At 32.2% G+C, this 21,767-nt stretch carries 25 protein-coding genes and 2 pseudogenes; 15 read left to right on the top strand and 12 right to left on the bottom strand.

Annotated elements, in window-relative coordinates:
- The first annotated feature begins 30 nt into the window (after nucleotides 1–30).
- From BLS22_RS12335 to BLS22_RS12310, 5 genes and pseudogenes are all read left to right on the top strand, one after another.
- A complete protein-coding gene (locus BLS22_RS12335; RefSeq protein WP_090554127.1) occupies nucleotides 31–372 on the top strand; it encodes a MazG nucleotide pyrophosphohydrolase domain-containing protein in 342 nt (113 codons plus the stop codon).
- A gap of 113 nt (nucleotides 373–485) precedes the next feature.
- A pseudogene (locus BLS22_RS12330) lies at nucleotides 486–1,136 on the top strand (transposase); the annotation flags it as partial.
- Nucleotides 1,137–1,139: 3 nt separating this feature from the next.
- Entirely contained in the window at nucleotides 1,140–1,571 is a 432-nt protein-coding gene (locus BLS22_RS12325) for a LytR/AlgR family response regulator transcription factor (RefSeq protein WP_090554122.1), read from the top strand.
- 182 nt (nucleotides 1,572–1,753) lie between these two features.
- Nucleotides 1,754–2,458 carry a hypothetical protein gene (locus BLS22_RS12320; RefSeq protein ID WP_090554119.1) on the top strand — a complete coding sequence of 235 codons (705 nt, stop codon included), beginning with the start codon at nucleotides 1,754–1,756 and terminating at the stop codon, nucleotides 2,456–2,458.
- A 467-nt stretch (nucleotides 2,459–2,925) separates the two neighbouring features.
- Nucleotides 2,926–4,008: a WG repeat-containing protein gene (locus tag BLS22_RS12310; protein WP_090554115.1), complete on the top strand. Its 1,083-nt coding sequence runs from the start codon at nucleotides 2,926–2,928 to the stop codon at nucleotides 4,006–4,008.
- Nucleotides 4,009–4,320: 312 nt separating this feature from the next.
- On the opposite strand, the pseudogene BLS22_RS12305 reads toward BLS22_RS12310, so the two are convergent.
- Both BLS22_RS12305 and BLS22_RS15420 read right to left on the bottom strand, forming a co-directional pair.
- Nucleotides 4,321–4,475, bottom strand: a pseudogene (locus tag BLS22_RS12305) (transposase domain-containing protein); the annotation flags it as partial.
- Nucleotides 4,476–4,688: 213 nt separating this feature from the next.
- The gene (locus tag BLS22_RS15420) at nucleotides 4,689–5,084 is read right to left on the bottom strand and encodes a L,D-transpeptidase (protein ID WP_244269548.1); all 396 of its coding nucleotides are present in this window, start codon (nucleotides 5,082–5,084) and stop codon (nucleotides 4,689–4,691) included.
- A gap of 467 nt (nucleotides 5,085–5,551) precedes the next feature.
- On the opposite strand from BLS22_RS15420, the gene BLS22_RS12295 reads away from it, so the two are divergent.
- The 6 genes from BLS22_RS12295 to BLS22_RS15185 all read left to right on the top strand — a co-directional run bounded on the left by BLS22_RS12295 (nucleotide 5,552) and on the right by BLS22_RS15185 (nucleotide 9,172).
- On the top strand, nucleotides 5,552–5,785 hold the full coding sequence (locus BLS22_RS12295; RefSeq protein WP_090554110.1) for a DUF4177 domain-containing protein: 234 nt from the start codon (nucleotides 5,552–5,554) through the stop codon (nucleotides 5,783–5,785).
- Nucleotides 5,786–5,833: 48 nt separating this feature from the next.
- On the top strand, nucleotides 5,834–6,016 hold the full coding sequence (locus BLS22_RS12290; protein ID WP_090554107.1) for a hypothetical protein: 183 nt from the start codon (nucleotides 5,834–5,836) through the stop codon (nucleotides 6,014–6,016).
- 70 nt (nucleotides 6,017–6,086) lie between these two features.
- The gene (locus BLS22_RS12285) at nucleotides 6,087–7,529 is read left to right on the top strand and encodes a WG repeat-containing protein (RefSeq protein WP_176762173.1); all 1,443 of its coding nucleotides are present in this window, start codon (nucleotides 6,087–6,089) and stop codon (nucleotides 7,527–7,529) included.
- 36 nt (nucleotides 7,530–7,565) lie between these two features.
- Nucleotides 7,566–7,946: a hypothetical protein gene (locus tag BLS22_RS12280; RefSeq protein WP_090554101.1), complete on the top strand. Its 381-nt coding sequence runs from the start codon at nucleotides 7,566–7,568 to the stop codon at nucleotides 7,944–7,946.
- Between the two features lie 92 nt (nucleotides 7,947–8,038).
- Entirely contained in the window at nucleotides 8,039–8,764 is a 726-nt protein-coding gene (locus BLS22_RS12275) for a hypothetical protein (RefSeq protein WP_090554099.1), read from the top strand.
- 252 nt (nucleotides 8,765–9,016) lie between these two features.
- A complete protein-coding gene (locus BLS22_RS15185) occupies nucleotides 9,017–9,172 on the top strand; it encodes a hypothetical protein (RefSeq protein WP_176762172.1) in 156 nt (51 codons plus the stop codon).
- A 106-nt stretch (nucleotides 9,173–9,278) separates the two neighbouring features.
- Here the strand turns inward: BLS22_RS15185 and BLS22_RS12270 are convergent, their stop codons facing one another.
- From BLS22_RS12270 to BLS22_RS12255, 4 genes are all read right to left on the bottom strand, one after another.
- The gene (locus BLS22_RS12270; RefSeq protein ID WP_090554096.1) at nucleotides 9,279–9,560 is read right to left on the bottom strand and encodes a hypothetical protein; all 282 of its coding nucleotides are present in this window, start codon (nucleotides 9,558–9,560) and stop codon (nucleotides 9,279–9,281) included.
- 103 nt (nucleotides 9,561–9,663) lie between these two features.
- Complete coding sequence (locus BLS22_RS12265) at nucleotides 9,664–9,876, bottom strand: hypothetical protein (protein ID WP_244269547.1); 213 nt, start codon at nucleotides 9,874–9,876, stop codon at nucleotides 9,664–9,666.
- A gap of 166 nt (nucleotides 9,877–10,042) precedes the next feature.
- A complete protein-coding gene (locus BLS22_RS12260) occupies nucleotides 10,043–10,414 on the bottom strand; it encodes a hypothetical protein (RefSeq protein ID WP_090554091.1) in 372 nt (123 codons plus the stop codon).
- Nucleotides 10,415–10,584: 170 nt separating this feature from the next.
- Nucleotides 10,585–11,088, bottom strand: coding sequence for a hypothetical protein (locus BLS22_RS12255; protein WP_090554089.1), 504 nt, complete (start codon nucleotides 11,086–11,088; stop codon nucleotides 10,585–10,587).
- Between the two features lie 593 nt (nucleotides 11,089–11,681).
- On the opposite strand from BLS22_RS12255, the gene BLS22_RS12250 reads away from it, so the two are divergent.
- From BLS22_RS12250 to BLS22_RS12240, 3 genes are all read left to right on the top strand, one after another.
- Nucleotides 11,682–12,347, top strand: a complete 666-nt coding sequence (locus tag BLS22_RS12250; protein WP_090554086.1) for a hypothetical protein — start codon at nucleotides 11,682–11,684, stop codon at nucleotides 12,345–12,347.
- Nucleotides 12,348–12,542: 195 nt separating this feature from the next.
- Nucleotides 12,543–12,854: a DUF3221 domain-containing protein gene (locus BLS22_RS12245; protein ID WP_090554233.1), complete on the top strand. Its 312-nt coding sequence runs from the start codon at nucleotides 12,543–12,545 to the stop codon at nucleotides 12,852–12,854.
- A gap of 117 nt (nucleotides 12,855–12,971) precedes the next feature.
- Nucleotides 12,972–13,289: a hypothetical protein gene (locus BLS22_RS12240; RefSeq protein WP_090554083.1), complete on the top strand. Its 318-nt coding sequence runs from the start codon at nucleotides 12,972–12,974 to the stop codon at nucleotides 13,287–13,289.
- 241 nt (nucleotides 13,290–13,530) lie between these two features.
- On the opposite strand, the gene BLS22_RS12235 is transcribed toward BLS22_RS12240, so the two are convergent.
- Entirely contained in the window at nucleotides 13,531–14,070 is a 540-nt protein-coding gene (locus tag BLS22_RS12235) for a DUF5698 domain-containing protein (RefSeq protein ID WP_090554080.1), read from the bottom strand.
- Between the two features lie 821 nt (nucleotides 14,071–14,891).
- On the opposite strand from BLS22_RS12235, the gene BLS22_RS12230 reads away from it, so the two are divergent.
- On the top strand, nucleotides 14,892–15,689 hold the full coding sequence (locus BLS22_RS12230) for a hypothetical protein (RefSeq protein ID WP_090554078.1): 798 nt from the start codon (nucleotides 14,892–14,894) through the stop codon (nucleotides 15,687–15,689).
- Here the strand turns inward: BLS22_RS12230 and BLS22_RS12225 are convergent.
- From BLS22_RS12225 to BLS22_RS12205, 5 genes are all read right to left on the bottom strand, one after another.
- The gene (locus BLS22_RS12225; RefSeq protein WP_090554076.1) at nucleotides 15,684–16,916 is read right to left on the bottom strand and encodes an aminopeptidase; all 1,233 of its coding nucleotides are present in this window, start codon (nucleotides 16,914–16,916) and stop codon (nucleotides 15,684–15,686) included. The two genes, BLS22_RS12230 and BLS22_RS12225, sit on opposite strands and share 6 nt — an antisense overlap.
- A 9-nt stretch (nucleotides 16,917–16,925) precedes the next feature.
- Nucleotides 16,926–18,206: a M24 family metallopeptidase gene (locus tag BLS22_RS12220; protein ID WP_176762171.1), complete on the bottom strand. Its 1,281-nt coding sequence runs from the start codon at nucleotides 18,204–18,206 to the stop codon at nucleotides 16,926–16,928.
- A gap of 72 nt (nucleotides 18,207–18,278) precedes the next feature.
- The gene (locus BLS22_RS12215; protein WP_090554071.1) at nucleotides 18,279–19,808 is read right to left on the bottom strand and encodes a glutathione ABC transporter substrate-binding protein; all 1,530 of its coding nucleotides are present in this window, start codon (nucleotides 19,806–19,808) and stop codon (nucleotides 18,279–18,281) included.
- Nucleotides 19,809–19,836: 28 nt separating this feature from the next.
- Nucleotides 19,837–20,784 (bottom strand): ABC transporter ATP-binding protein, encoded by a 948-nt coding sequence (locus BLS22_RS12210; protein ID WP_090554069.1) that lies wholly within the window; start codon nucleotides 20,782–20,784, stop codon nucleotides 19,837–19,839.
- Nucleotides 20,781–21,758, bottom strand: a complete 978-nt coding sequence (locus tag BLS22_RS12205; RefSeq protein ID WP_090554067.1) for an ABC transporter ATP-binding protein — start codon at nucleotides 21,756–21,758, stop codon at nucleotides 20,781–20,783. Before BLS22_RS12205 ends, BLS22_RS12210 begins: the two co-directional genes overlap by 4 nt.
- Nucleotides 21,759–21,767: the final 9 nt, after the last annotated feature.

The raw sequence follows: 21,767 nt of genomic DNA, 5'->3' as shown, positions 1-21,767 counted from the left end.
ATGGGTGACATTTAACCAAGGAGGAATGAAATGGAATTATCAGCTCTACAAAAAATAGTCAACGGATTTACTCAAGAAAAAGGCATGAATACAAAGATTGAAATTAGAATGATTGACATCGCCTCTGAAGTAGGAGAACTTTCAAAGGAAGTGCTAAAGGGCACGAACTACGGAGAAAAGGAATTTGCCCCTACCCAAGGCTGGGAGGAAGAACTGGGGGATGTATTATTTTCCCTTATTTGTATCGCCAATGAAACCAACACCAACCTAGAGGATAGCTTGATGACCGTTCTAGATAAACATGAAAAGCCGTTAGCAGCAAGGGGCATTTGGGTTCTGAAGAATACGGGATTATTATTCATCACTCCTTAGGTACATACTGACTATTTAAACCCCAACAATAGAATAATTGTCATGCAAAATGTATGACAGCTAAAGCTTAAAATTTAGAGGTATTCCATCAATATAATAACAAAACCAAGTATCCCACCTATCTTTTGGCAGATAGTTGGTTTACTTCTAAAAAAATTATTGAAAAAAGTTTATCCTATGGGCTCCATCTTATTGGTGGTTTAAAAACCAATAGATGTATCTACCCTCAAGGGATAAAAATCAAAATCTCTGACTTTGTAGGATATATTGAAGATCATGACCTTGATGTCGTTACCTTCAAGGGTAAAAAATATAAAGTATATCGCTACGAAGGTGGTATTAATGGCATTGACAATGCTGTAGTATTAATATGCTGGGAGGCTAATTCACCTGCAGGGAAACCAACCTGTATTGTGTCTACTGATATAGAATTATCTACTATGACCATCCTAGAATACTATTCAATCAGATGGAGCATAGAAACTTCTTTTCTATATCTAAAAGATAGACTGGGTTTAAAGCATTACCAAATGCGTAAACTCAAAGGTTTAAAAAGATTTTGGTCTATTGTTTACTTGGCATACACCTATATTGAAGTTTATCGTTTTAGAAAAAGCCAAGAACAACAGGAGTTTACTCTAGGGCATGCTATTAGGAGCATCAAAGGGGTTACCTTCCAGGATTTAATAAGATTTATACATCTTAAGACAGTAAATAATGTTGCATTAGATGAGTTGTTCAAGATACTCAAGGTTGCTATTTAATTTTTGCACAACTCAAGTTACTTACTCAAACCAATAGATGTTGCTGTTTTTAAAAACAATCTAGCCGAACTTGTACTAAGTATAATGAAGATTTCTAGCCAATCTAATATCAGCATGATAACTGTAAAAGATAAAAATAATACATTAATGCTACCATTGAAAGAAATAATTTTTATTGAAAAAGTAGGTAGGGATACAGTTGTTCATACTATTAAAGAGGAGTACATTATAAACAAAACATTAACAGAGCTAGAAAACAAGTTAAATAGAAACTTATTAAGAGTGCATCAATCTTTCATAGTAAGTATTTGCAAAATCGCTAGAATACAAGAAATAGGCAATAGATCTTATAAAATTGAATTTAGTGGTACTAAAAAAACAGCTTACATGAGCAGATATAAGTTTGAAAAACTTAAAGAAATAATTACTTTTTAATAGGAGACATGAATTGAAAATGGTTATTTATCACTGGATATGGTCATATAATGGTTGAATTTGGCTAATTAGTCTTTTAGAGAAGGTAAAGCAAAGGATACGTCAAATACATAATAATAGGGGCCGGCCCTACTCATCAGTTTTTACTAAAGTAAGAGAATAAAAAAATAGGAGGGTAACAAATGAAAAAATTAGTATCCTTAGTTTTGATATTTTTTCTATTAGCAATAACACCATTATATGCTTTTGCCAGTGATGCAGAAGTAGAAAGCAAGAGCGATACAGAAATAATTAACATGAATGGCGAAACAATGATTGTTCATAAGAGTGAAAATTTATCAGGAGATGTAACTTTAGAAATGCTTAATAATGACAGTGAGTTAGCTGTCTTAGCCAATAACGACACAACAGTAAAAGTTAATGGAGTAGAAGCAATTGAAATAAACGAAGGCTCAATACAAATTCCAGAAGATGCAGTTATAGTACCAGAAGATAATGGGAGTGATGTTGGAATACAGGGGCGTGCTTATGTTGCAGAGAGTGATTCACCATATTCAGAGTATGAGTTTACTAATTACAGAGGAGGATCATATAAGAGCTTAAGGCTGTATAATGTATTAAAAGCTATTTCTTTATCACTACTTACTAGTGCCATTGTATATGTCTGCTTCGTAAATCCTTTGGCAGCAGCTGTTGCAGGTGCAATAATAGGCGCCATTCCTGTTGCTTTTCAAGATTCTCAAGCATTATATTATATAGAAAACGAATGGTATCATGGTCAGTTAGGTTCATTGGTTAAAAGATATACACAAGCATATTTCTTTGATAAGGACTATTCACCAAGATATCATATAAAAGACATAGCATATCATTCAATATTTATCTAGACATAAATGTAAATAGGGTTAACCAAGTCAACAATGATATTTAAATCAATGCAAATGATTCCCGAAAATCCATGTTGCATTATGATTAATGATATGAATAAGTATTAAACTAAGTGAAAAGTATAATGTGAATAGTCGCACATTATACTTTTCACCTAATATATTAGCGATTAGGGAGGCAAACATGAGTATTCAACAAACTTTATCTATCCTAATTTTATCTACAATTATTAATGTATTACTAATCTATTTTTTACCATTAAAACATCTATTTTTAGCAATTCCCTTAAAAAAATTGAGGATTCTATTGAGTTTTTTATCTATAATTATTGGTAATTATATTGCTATTTCTAGGGGGCATATAAATTTTATAACTAATATACCAATCTATTTAATTTTGTATGCAAGTAATTTTCTTATAGTTATGGGAAGCTATTATATAGGTATAGATATAAAGGGTGATAATAATGAAAAATAAAAGAAAAATGTTATTTCCGCTTTGTATAATGTTTTTGATAACTATATTATATGGTATTTATAATATGATAAATAGTACAAATGAGGTTACCACTCTTTTTATTGTAAAAGATGATAATAAATATGAAATAACAGATAAAAATGGTAAAAACATTCTAAGGACACATAGCCATTACCATTTTATTGATAGGATCTATGAAGATTATGCTAGGGTTATGCAATTTTCTAAATGGGGGTTTATTAATGAAAAAGGCATTGTGCAAATTCCTATAAAATATGATTATGTCCTTGATTTTTCAGAAGGCTACGCAGGAATTAAAAAGGATGGGAAATGGGGATTTATAGACCAGTCAGGAAATATAGCAATAGAACCTAAATATGACTGGGTATCTTCCTTTAAAAATGAAGTTGCTGTAGTTTCAATAAATAACAAACATTTTTTTATTAACAAAAGTGGAGATAAACTATATAATAAAAATTATTCCTTTGCAAGAAATTTTTCAGAAGGAAAAGCTCTTGTCTATAGTGAGGATACCAATACTAGCTTCTACATAGATAAAAATGGACTGCCATTGTTTTCTGTTGGCTCAAACAAAGCAACTGATTTTATAGAATCCCGTGCGATAATAACATATAACGATATGGATGGCAACGAAAAAAGTAAAATTATTGATGAACATAACAATGTCATTTGTGATGGGTTAGATTATATCACAAGCTTTAATAACGGGAGAGCTTTTTATGGCATAAGAGAAGATGAAAATATTAAATGGGGTCTTATTGATACAAATGGCAATAAAATAACTGAAGCAATATTTAATAACGCCAATATCAACTCTCAATCACATTATAGTGTTTCTATACTAAATGAACAAGGAGAGGAAAAATGGGGTTTTATTAACACTTTTGGGGAATTTGTGATTGAGCCTGAATATGATTTTGCAGGAGAATTTTATGGAGATTTTGCTACAGTTTCTATGATTACTCCTAAAGGAACGAAATGGGGAATTATAGACTCTAGTGAAAATTTTGTAATAGAACCAAAATATGATTTAATATATCCCTATAAGTAGCTATCTTTATTGTAAATTGTATGTAATGTGTATGATTATAAAACCTGCAAACCAAGTGGATAGTAGTAAATTATAAATGTTAAAGATATAGAAGATGTAATAGCAGAGTCTGTAAAATAGTTTGTGTACTACTGTATATGAAAAAATAACTCATTTCTAGTAAGAATTTAAGACTTTTTGTCATTAGTTGGGGTGGGATTAACTTTGATCCTGCCCTATTGCTATGTTAGAGCCTACTTGCAAGTAAGCGATAAATAATCACATGACTTTTGAGTCCCACGGAAGCAGGTTATCTAGTAGTTCCGTATCTTTTTAAAATGGCAATTTTGGAAGAGCACTAAGTAGAAGCTGTAAATATTTATATGGATTTAAGCCGTTGACTTTTGCTGTTTCAACCAGGCTATATACCGTTGTACTAGTGTTGTCCCTTTTGGACTTCCAGCAAACAGCCAATTTTTTCTTCCAACATATACATATTTTCTTCAAGTTTTGTATTCAATTTTATCTTTAGATCTTCTATCTTCTTTATTGGTAGAATCCTCCTCAATATTAATAAGAAAAGAGCAAAATAAAAAAACGCTTATTGTTAAGCGCATTGTTTATTAGGTATAATAAGTTTATAATACTTATAAATACAAAATTTAGCAGGTAGTTATCATAATTTTTCATATGTGTTCTTATTAGAACTTACCCCAGGGTACATTCAGACCCATCCATCTAGTACCAAATCCACCACCCCATCTAGCTTTATTGACAATCTTCCATGATCCTAATGGCGAAGGCGTACTAGCTTTGCCACTGGCTATAGGGTATGTTTTTATTAGCTCATTCCCATTTAGTAAATATAATCTTTTTTCTGCAACATCTATTAATATCTTTAAATCATCATAATTTGGATTGTCGTTAATCATATCATATTCCCATTTTACATATTCTCCAAAATATTCACTGGCATATTTATCTGATGCTGTCCCTATATTCTTTAAAACCTCTTCTCTATATAGTATTGTAATAGTTCCTAAAATCATAAAGCATATCAATAGTATAGAGACACCTATTATAAATTTCCTATACACTTCCATTCCCCCTATAGACATATTTCTATAGTTATAATTTATGAGCAAGGATAAAGAATTATAATTATTAGATGAAAAATAGTGTTTTTATTTATCATCTATTGCAGGTCATTCAAACTTGATTTTTAACAAATTTCTCTATGATGATCCCTTTCATGGAAATTTTAACCATGCGTACTAGATGACTTATTTCCTGTACTCTTCAAATAACTATCTATTATATTTCATTTTGAATAGCCCTACCCCTTAGCTTGGTCTTTATTTCTAATGTATGAGTAGAAATAAAGAAATATATCTACTGACCTCCTCAGATGTTAATTATATTACCTAGCTAAACGTTATGTATATTCCATTATTTGTAATTTTTGGATGGGGGTGTTACTATAAAAGGAGTAGAGGAACATTCTATAGGCATATAGATGATTGTATAAGAAAAATAAGCCTAATTGCGAAGGGAGGATATCCACATGTATGAATACAAGTTTGTGAAAATAGAGTTAAAGACGACTTTCAAAGGCAGAAAACCTGTTGAGGATTATCATAAGATAGTTGAACAGCATGCAACAGAAGGCTGGAGATTAGTTCAAATATTTGCTCCTCCTGTATCTGGATATGGGGTAGCAGACTCTTTTGAACTAATATTTGAAAGACAAAATAGTGCTGGTGCTGGTGCGGGTATCAATGAATTGTACCATTGGTGAATTCCATGTCACAGTAAATTAAGTTGGATAATATTAGGGGGAGAAATTTTGAAGGATAAGGAGACTAAGTTTATCAGAAGCTGGGAAGAGCGTAGAAAAAAAGGAAAGCTTAAATATGTTTTAACTGCTGCTGCATTATTTGAAACAGCACCTTTAGCAGGTACTATCTTTGGGAGTATAGTACTGTATAATCTCCCCACGTCATTTTTATTGTGTCTAATCCTTTTTTAGACGAATTAGGTGAGAAATGTAAAGCATATAAAAAGAATATAAAGATTTGAACTAACGAGGGAGGATAATGATGAAATCAAAACATAGTAAATTACTGCTAGTAATAGTGATGATTGTTTTAGCATGGATGATATATATGACATCAATAGATGAATATCTCTACAAAGATGTATCTATTTTTTTTGATGAGGGTATAGCAATTGTTGAAATAGATGGGTTATATGGGTTCATTAATAAAAATGGAGAAATTCTATTAGACCTTCAATTTGAAGATATTTACTACTCTTCAGAGAATTATATAAAAGTGAAAAAAGATGGATATTATGGACTTGTTAATAAGGAAGGAAAGATTATCTTAGAAGTAGTTTATGAAGAGATTGGACCTTTCTTATCTGATGGTCTTATTCAAGTAAAGAGAAATAAAAAGTACGGTTATATTCACCAAGATGGTAGCATAATTGTTGAACCTAAATATGATGATGGAGATTTATATTTTACGGAACCACTAGCTAAAATTAAGCAAAATGGACAATGGGGATTTATCGATACATATGGAGAAGTTATTATAGCGCCACAATATAAGGAGGCCTATGGATTCAGTGAAGGATTGGCTGCTGTAAAGATAAATGACAAATGGGGTTACATAAATGAGCTAGGAAATTTAGTTATAGAAGCTAAGTATAATGATTTTTTTAGCTTTCATGAAGATTTTGCTGCTGTAGCTATTGATGATCAATGGACATATATAGATAAAAATGGCAATCTTTTAACAGAGGAAAAGTTTTGTACCGCTCTACCCTTTTCTGAAGGATTAGCTTTAGTAGCAGTTGAGAAAGCAGGTCACCTAAGAGTTGGGTATATAGATAAAATGGGCAAGATTGTAATAGAGCCAATCTTTACAACTGGAAGGCATTTTAGAAATAATGGAGCAGTCGTACAATTGAAAAATAAGTGGGGCTATATTGATAATAAGGGGAAATTCCTCATAGAACCGCAATATGATATGCTAGAAGCCTTTTATAATGACTTGTTTGTTATGGTGCCTAATTACAGTGATAATAGATGGGGTCTAGTGGATAAAAAGGGGAATGTTGTATTAGAGCCACAGTTTGATGAAATAAAGCCTTTCAATTATGATTTAGGGATTATTAAACTGGAACAAAAGTATGGATTAATAGATAATAAAGGCAATATTCTTATAGAGCCCCAGTTCGACGAGATAGATGCATATAGTTCACCAAACTACCTTGGGATTAAAATGCAGGATAAATACGGATATATGGATATAAGAGGCAATATTATTATTAAACCTCAATATGAAGCAGTTGGAGTATTCCAAGAGGGTTTAGGTGCTGTTAAGATGAATAACCAATGGGGCTTTGTAAATCAGGAGAATCAGTGGGTAATTAATCCTCAGTATGATGAGGTCAAAGGGTTTAGTAATGGTCTGTCTCCAGTAAAAGTTAATGGTAAATGGGGATATATAGATACGACAGGGAAAAAAGTATTGTAGCAATTACGTTTAATTATACTAGGGAGGTGATTTCTTGTGAACTTTATACAACCAATAATAGCACTACACGGATTCTATTATCTTTATATGGGTTGGCCTTACTTACGTAGCTTTTTATCTACAAAAGAAATTATATATTTATATCCTTCTACATCGATTATTTTTGGTGCAATATTATTCTTTTCAGCTATAAATTTACAAGATAAAAAATTAATTCATTACTATAGTATAATTATTGTATACTGTATATCGATTATTATTAGAACTGTCAGTAGCATTAATTATTTAATATCTAACAAATTCGATTCAGCAGTATTAATAGGATTAATAGTTGGGAATGTATTAATGGCAGGGTTTTTCTATTATGTTTACAAAGAAAAAAATAAAGTAATTGATATGAAAGATAAGCCTTTATAACAAAATCATAAAAACCTAACTATGGCTATTTATAGTTCACCTGCTACAAATTATCTATTTAAGGCGTATTCGGTGAAGGGGAGGGCGAGTTGTTGAGAAAGAAATATATACTAATATTTTTGGGCTTGTCAATATCTATATATTTGCTGATGATATTCAAAAGCGTAAATTACCAGACATCTGAATTTAAGTTAAACATAAAAGCATTGTTGAGACAGGAGTTTACTTTAGAGGAGATGAAAAACTCAAATATTTATGAAGCCTATAAGAAAATAACTACTAATACCAACATAGAGGAAATAGATGGTATCTTAAATAAAAAAAGTACAAACTTTGCTGAAACTATTTACTCTTGGCACTTTCCTTATGGTTACATTAGTGTATTTGTTAGCAAAGATGAAGAACCAAGAATATTAAATAAGATGGTTCAATTTAAAACTCCAAATAAGATACAATTTGATGAAAAACAATTAAAATTCCTGCTTGAATGTGATTCTCTCCAGGAAATAATCAATAATTTTGGAGAATCTGCAGCAATGGTTGGAGAAAGTTATGAAACAAAGGGCAAAACAACTGTGTATTCCTATGAATGGCAGATAAAAACAAGCTATTTAAAAGAATTTATCACAGCTATTGAGAAATTTTATGATGACTATATTAATCACTCTTTGAACAACAACGGAGCAGAAATATGGGCATTTAGGCATGACAAGAACATGGAGTTGAGAGTTCCTCTGAAGAATGGAGCAATAGCCGAATATAATTTAACCTTTTCAGAAAAACCAACAATAAAATTACGCGTTTATCATGGGACATAAAAAAACATCATAGAGCAAAGTATTTGCATAAATGAGCTAGTAGTATACTACAAAGAAGGTTGTTATAACATCTTTTCACTTAATAAAGAAACTCAGGATGACAACCTCCTTAGTCCTCATTCATTCTGAAAGCAATGAAGAATCTTTCTTTTCTTACCTTTTATGATACTTTATCTTTTTAAGGTGAATTTGATAGATTATGTGCAATAAACGAGTTAATAGAGCATTAGCTTTATACACAGGGAGGGTACTATGGACAGGAAGAGTAAATTTTTAAAACCTGTCACTATTGTGATGATGACTTTCATAGGTACAAATGGCGAAAGACTAATGGATGTTGATATGCCAATAATACCTTTATCAAGTTTACCTGCATTGAGATATTACAAACACAGCATGGTTAACTGATGAAAAATGAAAGAATAGATATATAAGCTAGTATATTAAGCATATATTTCTATTCCTTAACAGTTTTTATATAGAAGTAACTATAAGTTAAAGTATATTCATTGAATTACTTGCGTCTAAGCCTTAAGATACCTCCTATTAGAAAAATAGAAGGAGGGAAGAAAAGAAAAAGCAATTCTGTTATAGCAATATCAGTTAATAGCAAAAGCATAATTGGTACAATTAATCCTACTAAACCTGATATAATCAGCAATACAGGGTATTTTGCTAAGTTTAAAATGGGTCTTTGAACTCTTCCAGTGCCAATATAGTGTCCAGGATTATATTGATTCTGTTGCCATTCATTTAAATCCTCCATATCCTTATGGAAACTATTATCTTCTTTCATGGAATCAACCTCCTATTAAGAACCTAATAATAAATAGAGTATCATGTAGGTAATTAAAATGTTTTACCTGTGTCGTCTTTAAAAGCAGCTGTGAGGGTATTTCTTAATCCAGTTCATTATTTAATAACTTTTCCATTTTCTTTTCCAATTCTTCAATTCTAGACTCCTGATTCAAAAAAACTGTAATTAACACTGCTAATAGGAATGCAATAAAAACAATAATAGCCCAAATATTATCTAAAAAACTAGCGAAGAAAAATGTGGCAATCAAACAAATAACAATACAAGCAAAAAAGGTAGAAATAAATCCTTTCAATTGTGATACCTCCTCTATAAAATAAATTATTTTCATTTTACACTCTTTATCCAATTCGTCGTGAATAGAAGATGTGTAGGAACCGGGGGACCACAGGTCGCCTGTATGTATGACATCTAATGCGTCAAATTCCCCTTAAAAAGAAAATGTATCATATACCTTAGTCTCATTTTAAAAAAGCCTTCTTTTTTCTGGAGGTGTAAATTATAACAAATATTGACCATATTGTATTGCCGATAAAGGGTTGGGTATTGTATTCAATTAATAAACTCAAACTTATAAGTAAAAATAATAACGAATAGAGTATCATCAGCCAATAACCCCACTTTTTCAATGTTAAATATCCATATGAAATAACCAGTGACAATACTACTATAAATGGCACTATAACATTTTCTGGCACATGAGGCATGCCAAATCTTAAACCTATTGGTACGTCTTGCTTGGTACCTAAAACCAGAGATAATAAAAGTGCAATTGCACCGAAAATATAAAAATATCCAATGAAAGTTACTCCCTTAGGTCGTTTGGTTGTCATATTACCCTCTCCTTAAATGCATAGGTGTTTCCTTTCTTAATGCAAATATGCCTATTCCTATAAAAACAGCAGCAGCTATCAATACAGGTATGGCAAATACTATAGATGCTCCCATCTTCATACCTCCAAATATTATTTACAGTGCATCTTTTCCCCAAGTTCAATGAAACTTAATTAAATTTCTTGGAGTTGTAGGCGGGATAAAGTTTTCTATATACTAAAAATAAATTTAAAACAAAAATTAAAATGTAGACAATTCTTACTGACATATAGGACACATCTAATCCTAGAGCAATACCATTGATATCTCCACCCACTAAAAAAGATAATAGTGAGATATATAATGGGTCAAGTAATAGGAAAATCAAAATCACATAATACAAGTAGTTCTTCACTATCTGTGTCCTCAACTTCAGTATTTTAGGCAGGAGTATTAGTAAAATATAGCCAATTGTTACTGTTACAGTACTACTAAGCCCTGAAAATAATACAAGCTTAACCCCTCCAATTGTAAGTGGCTGTGTAATTAAAATCTCTACTCCAAATGGTGATATACCCATACCTTTATAGATTCCATATATATGTGCTTGTATAGCATGAACCCCTTCATGTATAATTAAATAAGTTGTAATAGCTAAGAAAAAATAAATGTATCTCCTTATAATACTTTTCAATTTCCTCCCCCTTACTCTTAATATTGAACCTATCCTATTTAACCTAATTAAAAAAGGTTAGTGCAATTTGATATCAGTTTAACTCCTTTATATTTTTCATCTAACTATGTCATTAAGCTTACCTGTTTGTTTACTTCTACCCTAACTCCCTCATCCCTGCAATAATTTCCAAAGCTAGTTATCCTTTTGTCTAAACCTATCCTCTAAACCTACTATAATAAATATGTTGAAATATTAAAAGGTGTTTCTTATGAAATGGCAAGAAGTAAGAAGGCTTTATCCCAATCCGTATTCCCTGTGAAAAACAGATCAGTCTCTACAGAATACATATGCATTGAATAAATTGATTATATCAATTCCATAATTTGTGGTTTTTGTGTGTCGATGATACTATAGAAGTAGTAATATAATTTTACAAGACCTAATGTGTTTTATTTTTATAGTGGATGACAAAGGTATAATAAATCTATTTGATTTGAAGTAGTGAGGGATTACATGTTCATTCTAAAATATGTTTTTCTTCTTAATAAAGGTGTCACAGATGATTTTTACCAAGTAACGATACTCTAATAACTAGAAAGGATTGAAGTCTAGTGGATACATCTGAAAAATTATTGATAGATATTGAAGGAAAAAATCAACCAGCAGTATATTATTTCAAGCCAGAAGTGAAAGTTGTTTTTGCAGGAAAAAATATTGTTCCCCTTCCTGAAAATGAAAAAAATCTAAAAATTTATAAACTATTGGAGGATAATTGCGATTTGATTTTTTGTACCACACAAAACCTAGATGATTTTCAATTTTACCCTGTTCCGTGTTTTTGGATTTTTGCTGTTGATAGTGAAGGAAATTGCTTTGGTACAATCGGTGATATGGGAGGCATGCAAGATGAAAATTGCCCTGTTGGGTATGTAAATCACGAGGGAATGTATGGAAAGATAGCAGATAATTTAAAAGAATTCTTAGAGCTTATTACTTTTTATCCCTACTGGCGAGATATCATTCGATATGAACAAGTGGATGCATCCTATGATATAAATGCCATAGGGCTAAAGAAAGTAGAGAATGAATGTCAATACCTTAAAAACCAGGGTGAAATTGCAGAAATACTTAAGCTTTCTAAGAATCCCAGCTCTATTGACCTGCTAATATCAAATATTAAAAGCATATCAGACTTTGTAGTGTACGAATCAAAGGCTGAAGCTCAAACGCAAAATACGTTTTTGGATGAAAATTTTTTTGATTCAATAACCAACTGATCAATATCATTTATTTAAGGATTTTAGATGAAGGTTGATTTAATGAAAGAAGAAAATAGTCTGCAAAAAGATATGGAGAATTTTACGTATTAAAGGTTAGTGTTACATGGAACTAATCTTACTTATGAATCGTCTAGGAACTGAAGGGAGAGATTTATAGTGAATAAAAAAATTTTTTTGATTATGTATGTAATAATGACGTTTGCAATTTTAACCGCCTGTACTAATTCAGAAGATAGTAATGGGGTTTCCTTTAGTGCAACGGTGCTGGAGAACAACGAGTCCTATCTGTTAGTAGAACCCAAAGAAGGCTCTACCGAGTTGAATTCTGCTGACCGAATCAAGGTATCTGTTAATGATGCAACCCTATTAGATTCTCAGGATATGGAAATAAAAATTGATGACATCCAAATAGGAATGCAAACTGAGATCTTTTATAATGGTCAAATCGCAGAAAGCTATCCTGCACAAATTGGAAAATGTTACAGAATTAAGCTATTGGATTAGTTTGTATAGCAATATGTACAACGGTTAATTCATTGTAGATATAAAGTATACCCATGATCTTTTAAAAAAGGATTTTTTAGGAAAGATACTGGAAATATTATACGAGGAGGAAGAAATATGAATAACAGAAGAACCTTTTTTATATCAAGCACTATTATTGCTATAATGACTACATTAATCTTACCAAGTAGTCCAGGGGAATCAACCGCCATATTGAGGTATCAATATGGTTTTCCTATAAACTATATAACCTTTTTTCAAACCGAACCTTCAAGTAGATGGTTTGGAGCTAATTTTTTTACTGGTAATGCAGGATTATCTATAGACCCAGCAATTCTACTAATTAACATATTAATCATATATTTTGTTATTAAGTTTGTGGCAAAAATCTATTCAAAATCCTTTTATTTACTCTTTTCAGTTAGTAAAAAATGAAAAGAGAATATGGCAGGTTGCATTTTTACCGATGCAATAAGGGGAATAGCTTGTCCCCACCTATGTTTAGTTCTATTGTTTCCCATGTAGACATATAGTTTTATGGGGGATGTTAGATGAATAAGATTATTCAGGAATTTTCAGTAGATACAGACGCTAAAGATCTTAATGAGCTGTTGATTATGATTTTAAGTACATTGATTCCAAAAGAGGATGGCTAATCCACAATTCTTCGCCTTGCTTAAATTGCCTTTATCCTTGTTGTGGTAATTTTACCTTCCACCTTATTAATATTTTTAATCTTTAAAGTTGGCTTTGTTACGCCACATTTATCCATAATATCTTCAAGTACTCTGAATTCTTTTCTCCTTATAATAACCTCTAACTTGTATCTTCTATCGCCATTATTTCCTCGTGCTAAAAAATTATTAACTGTATAGCCTTCTTCTCTGAGATTTTCTGCTATTTGGATCATTTTACTTTTATTATTTAAAAATATATCTACTTCTAATATCCCTAGAGCAAGCCGTTCTTCGATTATACTACCGATAAAAACACCTAATGTTTTTCCTAATGCATATGCAACTGCAAAATGAAATCCATTTGAGCTAGTTACCTTGCCAACAACTGTTGCAAAAATGATAGCATCAACAAATACTAAGATATACACTGGGTTCATAATTTTTTTTGCCATTAATATGCTTTTAAGTGTTGCTAAAATATTAGCAAATACCGTTACTAAAAATAATCCAATAAGGGTTAATATTAAATGTTGTGTCATTAAAAGACACCTCCTTTCCAATTAATCATTGTTCATAAGTATAGTAACAATAATATATTCGTAAGTATATTCTTTCCTCTATGCAAGAATCACCATAACAAAAAAACTAACATAAAGAGTATGTTAGCAACCAGTCTTGTATTAAGTACTTCTTCATCACCTAAAGACATCCCATAAAATAATAGCTATTATTAGGAACTCATAACAATCATCTTATAAAAATTAATGAGAATACGTGTGCAATTATTTGTTTTAATAATTTATATGAAAAATTCAAGAATAGAATAAATCTACTTTCATTATTAGATATTTGAAAGGGCTATTTTAAAATCTTTAATACACCCTAAGGAAGGTATGGTAATTGTTGTAAACCTTAGAAATAAAATGAAAAGCATCTTCATAGCAATTTTGAAACTAACGATAAGATTATTATAAAAAATAATTTAATCTTAATATAACCAGCTTTTATAACTTATAAACTAACCTATTAAGTATATCACACTTTAAAATTATTTGCAATTTTTAAAAAAAATTACTTAGCACAAAACTCCCTTCTTTGCCACGGGAGTTTGACGGTTGATAGAAAAGTGATATATATAATTAAAAATTTTATTTTAGATCTTCTATATTTTATGTTCAATTTAAAAAATAAGTGGTCTAAAGTGATTGTTAGCAGTTAAGAAATATGCCTATTTATAATGCTATAGAGGAACTACGTTACTGATTAGTTCATAATTATTGACTTTGTTTTAAAAAGGGTATACTATATTGAATAATAAGCCATAACTATGATAAAAATATTATATTGGAGTTTTGTATAAATGAGTGAAGTTATAAATAAACTAAAATGTTTGAATTCAGTATTAAAAAAATCATCTACAAATTTTATTCCATTGGATGAATTATGTATGCAGCTTGGAGATATTTTATCCTCAAATATATATTTATTTAATAATGATGGAAACATTTTTTCATACTATGCTCCATTAAGTTCACAGTGTATCCATAACAAAGATTCTCTTGTTAATTATACTATGCCTGACATTTACATGGATATTTTCAGAAATACAGATAATGTTATTCATAATTCATTTGAGAACAAGCCTAAATGTACATGCCCTGGTGTAACTAAGTGTATATATAAAAACAGATATTTTTCTTTAGTTCCTATATTTTGCAATTTCATTAAAATATCAGGCATACTCCTTATACGATATGAAAAAGCTTTTGATGTTAATGAAGAGTTTTTATATGATTATGCCTCTGTTATAATTTCTTTAGAACTGATGAGACAACAGCAGAAGCAGATTGAAGCAGAGGCTATAGAAAAAACATATACAAATCTGGCATTAAAGTCATTGTCATTTAGTGAATTAACCGCTGCAGCTGCCATAATAGAAAATATGCATGAGGATGAAGCGACTATTATACTTAATAAAGTCTCCGCCAGTGCATATGTTACACGTTCCATAATAAGTAGCACTATCAAAAAGCTTGAAAGTGCCGGTACTATAGAAACAAAATGTCTTGGCGTAAAAGGAACATATATAAAAATATTAAACAAATATATAAGATCTGCTATTATAGAAAAAATAAAAGACAATGATTACTCTTTATAGAGTAATCATTCCATCTTTCATTATTATTATTTTTTCACCACTATACGTGTATGCAGTGGCTGTCATATCATCTGAACCAAACATGAAATCTACATGAATAGATGAATCGTTAAGATTGAAAGCTTCAAAGCTTTTTTTGTCTGCAAAATCCTTAATACACTGTGGGAATCCTTTGCCTAATGCAAGATGACAAGATGCATTTTCATCTAACAATGTAGAATAATAAATTCTATCTGTCTTAGCTATAGGTGAATCCTTAGAAACTAAAGCTACCTCTCCAAGATAACAGCTTCCTTCATCTGCTCTAATAATCTTTTCTAGAACATCATTACCTGTGTTTCCATAGAATTCTATTACTTTACCATCTTTAAATTCTATATAAAAATCATCTACTAATTTTCCACCGAATACTAAGGGCTTTGTAGAATATACCCTTCCATTTACTCTGTATTTATCAGGAGAAGATGCAATTTCTGCAGTAGGTAAATTAGGAAGATAGTTATCTTCATTAAAATCAAGAGAGTTTATACCGCATGTCCAGCAGCTTGATTTATGCATACCTATTTTTATATCAGTTCCCTTTGAATTAGTAAAATGGATATAATCTATGTCCATCTTATCTAGAATTTCTTTATATTCCCAAAATGTTTCTCTATCCTTATACCATTCCTCTACAGGATCTTTATCAAGAGTTATTTTGCAGAAATTAAATATATATTTCCACATCATTTCGTATGCATTTTCCTCATCTAGTTCTGGAAAAACATAAGCTGCCCATTTTCTGTTAGGAATACATGCAATGCACCAGTGACTTCCATTATTCTGCACCCCTCTTCTAACATAATTTCTTAGATTATCTTCCAATAGAGAAAGTGCATTTGTTTTATCTGCTGGTATATCCTCAAGAAAATTAGGATAGTTGCTTTTTAAGATTATTGAATCTGCTCCATTGTTGAAATAATCCTCCATAGCCTTCTGTTGCCAGTGTGGTATTGCAGACAAATCTTCTGCATCTAAATGGAATGCTCTTGACTTATCTACATGTATATCTTTATAAAATACAATTACATCCTTTGCTCCCTTTTTTAAAGCTTCATCTACAATATATCTTACCATTTCATAGTTTTCAGCTTCTGTATTTATAACTAGATACTTGTCTTTCTGTACGTTTATACCAAGTCTCACCAGCAATCTTGCATATTTTTTCATCAACTCTATATTTGGCATAATTCCCTCCTATATTGCTATAACTTCTGTCTGTCTGCCGGATATATATTCTACTGTTTCGTTAAAGAATATATCTTCTTCTAAATATGCATAAATCTCTTGATTATCCCAATGAGAAAGGCATGCTTTTATATTTAACTCAAGAGCGTAACAAGTGTTATTTTCTATTAATTTTTCACCCTTGCCAGGTTGAGGCATCTGTTTATCGTACATTCCGATACTTGGTCCAGCACCATGTCCAAATGTCCCTAAAGGATGTGTATAAAGCATGGCCTTAATTCCTCTATCTTTAGCTATATTTATTGAATTTTCGAATACATCGTTTCCACTTATACCAAGCTTAAAGCATTGTGAAACGATATCCTGAAACTCATTTCCTATATGAAGTAATCTGTTAAAACCTTCTGGTACCTGCTTTTCATTATTTATTACATATCCTATTCTCTGAACATCGGTATGTAGTTGTATGAACTTACACACAATACCTATATCGCAATGTAATAAGTCCTCCTCCATAATTACTTCATCAAACATTCTTGTTACACTGCTACCTTTTCTCTGGAGGTCAACATCAGGTCCAAACCAGAAATCAAATCCAAGCTTAGTTATTAAATTCCTCATGTACCACTCTATATCTGTAGTTGTTGTTTTACCCGGTGTTATTATATTTCTTGAAAAAGAAGCTTTTATAATATCGTGTGTTATATCTACCATAGCCTTCATAGTTTTTAATTCTGTAGGTGTTACTGTCTGGAGCCATTTAACGCATAACTCTTCAGAACTTACTATGTTTTTTTTGTATTCGTCATCTAATTTTTGCATCAGTATATCATATGATGTACTAGTAATACCATCGCAATATGCAAACTCAGAGCTTTTGTTGATGCCGATAGATGATGGTTTATACTGATTTATGATTCTGTTCAAGCAATCCCATACATCCTCTTCTCTCTCCTTAACATTTACATACAGCTTCAGCATCTCTGGTGATGGTGAGCCTAATATCATTTTGTGGACTTGATTCTTCACCCTATCATAATAAAATCCAAGTATCGTAACACGTCTTGCGCTTGGCATATCCCATGTAGTTATTGTTTTAAATACAGGATCCTCACAGTTTTCCTTGCAGATCACTAGCCACATGTCCATATTAGAGGTTTTCATAATCTGGGGAAGTACTGTATCAAATTTTTCTGTTAATATTTCAGTCCACAGGGTAGCCTGTTTTTCTAATGGCAAAAGCCCTGCATCATAAACCTTCTTTTCTATATCCCTAATAAAATTGTTCATACAAAACACCTCTTCTTTATGTGAGTAATGCCTTTCCATTTTGATGAAAAGGCATTATACTGATATTTACTATTAAAATTCAAATTTACTGAAATTAAATGTTCCTGACGGATGTGTATTGAACTTTGTTAATGCACTTGTGTATCCAGCTATTTTTTCTCCATGCTGTAGGAATATACATGGAGCATCCTTCATAATTAATTCCTGTGCTTTCAAGTATGCTTCTTTTCTCTCATTTTCGTCTGTAGCGTCCCTACCTTTGTCTAGCAGAGCATCTACGTCTTCATTAGTATAGAATGCCATGTTTCCAGACTCACCATGGTTTGATGAGTGGTACTGAGAATATAAAGCGTAGTCTGGGTCACCAGTTGCAGCAGACCATCCTAAAGCAAACATTTCTAATGAACCTGCATATACTTTTTCCAAAAATGCTCCCCACTCCATTACGCTTATTTCTAAGTCTATACCTACAGCCTTTAATTGATTCTGCAGCATTTCACATGTATCTACCCTCTGCTGATGATCACTTGTTGTAATGGATAATTTCATACCATCAGCATATCCTGCATCTGCTAATAATTGTTTTGCCTTCTCTACATTATATTCGTATTGAGGGATGTTACTGTTATGTGCCCAAATAGTTGGAGACATTGGACCTGAACCCTTTGTTCCTGTTCCTTGATATACAACATTAATGATAGCATCTGTATTAACAGCCATATTGATAGCTTGTCTTACACGTACGTCTTGAAGTGGTCCCTGTGTACATGTAAGCACTATAAAGTTTGTTGAAAAATCTGGACTTCTAGAGATTGATGTGTTTGGGTTTTCTTCTATACGAGATATATCATTTGGCAATACGTCTATAGCCACGTCAATTCCACCAGTTTCTAACTCAATAGTTCTACTTGCAGTCTCAGGTATAGTTCTTATTACTATATCTTTGATTTTGGCTTTTTCTCCCCAGTACTCATCATTTCTAGTTAACTCTATTCTGTCACCTGTTGCCCATTTAGAGAATTTGTATGGTCCTGTTCCTACTGGCTTCTGACCAGCTGCATCTCCTGCTTCAACTATAGCTTTTTCATTTACTATAGCTAATACATTATGTGCTAAGTGTGCCAATATTGGCCCAAATGGTTTAGATAATTTCATTTCAAATGTGTTTTCATCTAATACTTTGCACTCTTCCACATCTATTGTAGCCATAATTGACTTAGCATGTGGTGACGCTGCTGCTCTTTTGAAGGTATACATGACATCATTTGCTGTCAATTCCTCTCCATTGTGGAACTTAACACCTTTTCTAAGATGGAATACATATGTATTACCATCAACAATATCCCATGACTCAGCTAAACCTGGAACTACATTCATATCTTCATCCTGCTCAACTAAGTTCTCAAATATCTGAGATGATACTCTACCTGCTGGTGCATCTGTTGTAGCTTGTGGGTCTAAGCTTTTAGGATCTGCTCCCTGAGCTACTACTAACACATCTTTTTTAGTGTCTCCTGCTTCTGATGTAGTCGATGTAGATGAACCACATGCAGTAAGCAACAATGCTATTGATAATAATCCTGCTAACATACGTTTTTTCATAATTTTCTCCCCTTATTATTTTTTTTATTTATGGTAAGTGGCATGCCACGAAGTGGTGTGGTGAAACCTCTCTAAGTTCAGGCTGTTTCTCAAAACATTCCTTAGTAGAGTGCAGACATCTGGGAGCAAATCTACATCCAGGTTTAGGGTTAATAGGTGATGTGATTTCTCCCTTTAATATTATACGCTCACGCTTAACACCTGTTTTGGCTATAGGAATAGCAGATAACAAGGCTTTAGTATAAGGGTGATACTGCTGTTTAAATAACTCTGCAGCTGAGCATTTTTCCACCAAATTCCCCAAATACATTACACATATTTCATCAGATATATGCTTTACAACAGATAGGTCATGGGTAATAAAAATATATGTCAATCCCATCTGCTCCTGTAAATCCTGCATTAGATTCAAAATCTGTGCCTGTATAGATACATCCAGTGCCGATACAGGTTCGTCACACACTATAAACTTAGGACTGAGGGCCAAAGCACGGGCTATACCAATTCTCTGTCTGCGTCCTCCATCTAATTCGTGGGGATATGAGTTAGTCAAACGCTCTGCAAGACCTACGATTCCCATAAGCTCCTGTGTCTTTTTAAACTGTTTGTCTTTGTCCCCATCAAATAAGTTATATATCTGCATAGGCTCAGATATTAGATTTTTTACATTCATCCTTGGGTTAAGAGATGAAAATGGATCCTGAAATATCATTTGCATATCTCTTCGAATTTCTTTTAACTGTGTTTTCGATACATTTGTTATGTCCTTGCCTTCAAATATTATTTGTCCATCTGTTGAGTCTAAAAGATGTAGTATTACTCTACCAAGAGTTGATTTTCCACATCCTGACTCGCCTACTACTCCGAGGGTCTGTCCCTTTTCTATGGCAAAGCTTACGTTGTCTACTGCATGTAGCTGTCCTGCAGGAGTCTTAAAATATTTTTTGAGGTTATTTACTCTTAATAACTCGCTCATTTTATCATCTCCTCTATTCCTACATTCCCACAGCGTACATAATGTCCATCCTCTAATGTATGGGATTTTATAACTTCCTTCTCACACTGGGCTGTTTTGTATGCACATCTAGGAGCAAAGCTGCATCCCTTTCCTAAATTGGTGGGATCTGGCATAAGTCCTGGTATAGGATTAAGCCTATGGGCCTCTGTGTCTAAATCTGGTATCGATCCAAATAGTCCTTTGGTGTAAGGATGAAGCGTCTTGTTATAAATCTGGTCCAACGTTCCATATTCAACTATTTCACCAGCATACATTATAGCTACCTTATCACACACCTCTGCAACTACACCCAAGTCGTGGGTTATCAGCAGCATAGAGGTGTTAATCTCTTTTCTTAGCTTGTTCATCAGATCCAGTACCTGTGCTTGAATAGTAACGTCAAGGGCTGTTGTCGGCTCATCTGCTATAAGCAGTGCAGGACTACAGGAAAGAGCTATTGCGATAACCACCCTTTGTTTCATACCCCCGGAGAACTGGTGGGGATAATCACCATATCTAGCTCCAGGTATACCGACAAGTTCAAGTATCTCTTTTGCCTTAACTGTTGCCTGTAGCTTTGAACTTTTTTCGTGTATTCTTATGCACTCAGCTATTTGATCTCCTACTGTCATTACCGGATTAAGAGATGTCATAGGATCCTGAAAAATCATAGATATCTTCTTTCCACGGATGCTTCTCATCTTCTGTTTACTAAACTTTAACAGGTTTTCATTTTCAAATAATATCTCTCCACTTGTAACTTTACCAGGGGGATTTGGTACAAGTCCCATAATTCCTAGAGCAGTTGTTGTCTTGCCTGCCCCTGTTTCTCCAACTATACCAAGATTTTCTCCCCTGTTTAAACTAAGGTTAAGATTGTTAACAGCTTTTACAATACCACTGTTTATTTTATATTGTATTGAAAGGTTTTTAACTTCCAGTATTTTTTCCACAGTAACACT

Source organism: Natronincola ferrireducens (genome assembly GCF_900100845.1).
Lineage (GTDB): Bacteria > Bacillota > Clostridia > Peptostreptococcales > Natronincolaceae > Natronincola_B > Natronincola_B ferrireducens.
The sequence above is the reverse complement of the archived record's forward strand: the minus strand, read 5'-3'. Positions and strand labels throughout refer to the sequence as shown.

Coding starts and splice junctions, on each gene's coding strand:
- BLS22_RS12310 (WP_090554115.1), top strand. CDS start 2,926: ATGAAAAATAAAAGAAAAATGTTATTTCCGCTTTGTATAATGTTTTTG.
- BLS22_RS15185 (WP_176762172.1), top strand. CDS start 9,017: ATGGACAGGAAGAGTAAATTTTTAAAACCTGTCACTATTGTGATGATG.
- BLS22_RS12210 (WP_090554069.1), bottom strand. CDS start 20,784: ATGAGCGAGTTATTAAGAGTAAATAACCTCAAAAAATATTTTAAGACT.
- BLS22_RS12230 (WP_090554078.1), top strand. CDS start 14,892: ATGAGTGAAGTTATAAATAAACTAAAATGTTTGAATTCAGTATTAAAA.
- BLS22_RS12245 (WP_090554233.1), top strand. CDS start 12,543: ATGACGTTTGCAATTTTAACCGCCTGTACTAATTCAGAAGATAGTAAT.
- BLS22_RS12235 (WP_090554080.1), bottom strand. CDS start 14,070: ATGACACAACATTTAATATTAACCCTTATTGGATTATTTTTAGTAACG.
- BLS22_RS12270 (WP_090554096.1), bottom strand. CDS start 9,560: ATGAAAGAAGATAATAGTTTCCATAAGGATATGGAGGATTTAAATGAA.
- BLS22_RS12220 (WP_176762171.1), bottom strand. CDS start 18,206: ATGAACAATTTTATTAGGGATATAGAAAAGAAGGTTTATGATGCAGGG.
- BLS22_RS12320 (WP_090554119.1), top strand. CDS start 1,754: ATGAAAAAATTAGTATCCTTAGTTTTGATATTTTTTCTATTAGCAATA.
- BLS22_RS12240 (WP_090554083.1), top strand. CDS start 12,972: ATGAATAACAGAAGAACCTTTTTTATATCAAGCACTATTATTGCTATA.
- BLS22_RS12260 (WP_090554091.1), bottom strand. CDS start 10,414: ATGACAACCAAACGACCTAAGGGAGTAACTTTCATTGGATATTTTTAT.
- BLS22_RS12335 (WP_090554127.1), top strand. CDS start 31: ATGGAATTATCAGCTCTACAAAAAATAGTCAACGGATTTACTCAAGAA.
- BLS22_RS12225 (WP_090554076.1), bottom strand. CDS start 16,916: ATGCCAAATATAGAGTTGATGAAAAAATATGCAAGATTGCTGGTGAGA.
- BLS22_RS12295 (WP_090554110.1), top strand. CDS start 5,552: ATGTATGAATACAAGTTTGTGAAAATAGAGTTAAAGACGACTTTCAAA.
- BLS22_RS12285 (WP_176762173.1), top strand. CDS start 6,087: ATGAAATCAAAACATAGTAAATTACTGCTAGTAATAGTGATGATTGTT.
- BLS22_RS12215 (WP_090554071.1), bottom strand. CDS start 19,808: ATGAAAAAACGTATGTTAGCAGGATTATTATCAATAGCATTGTTGCTT.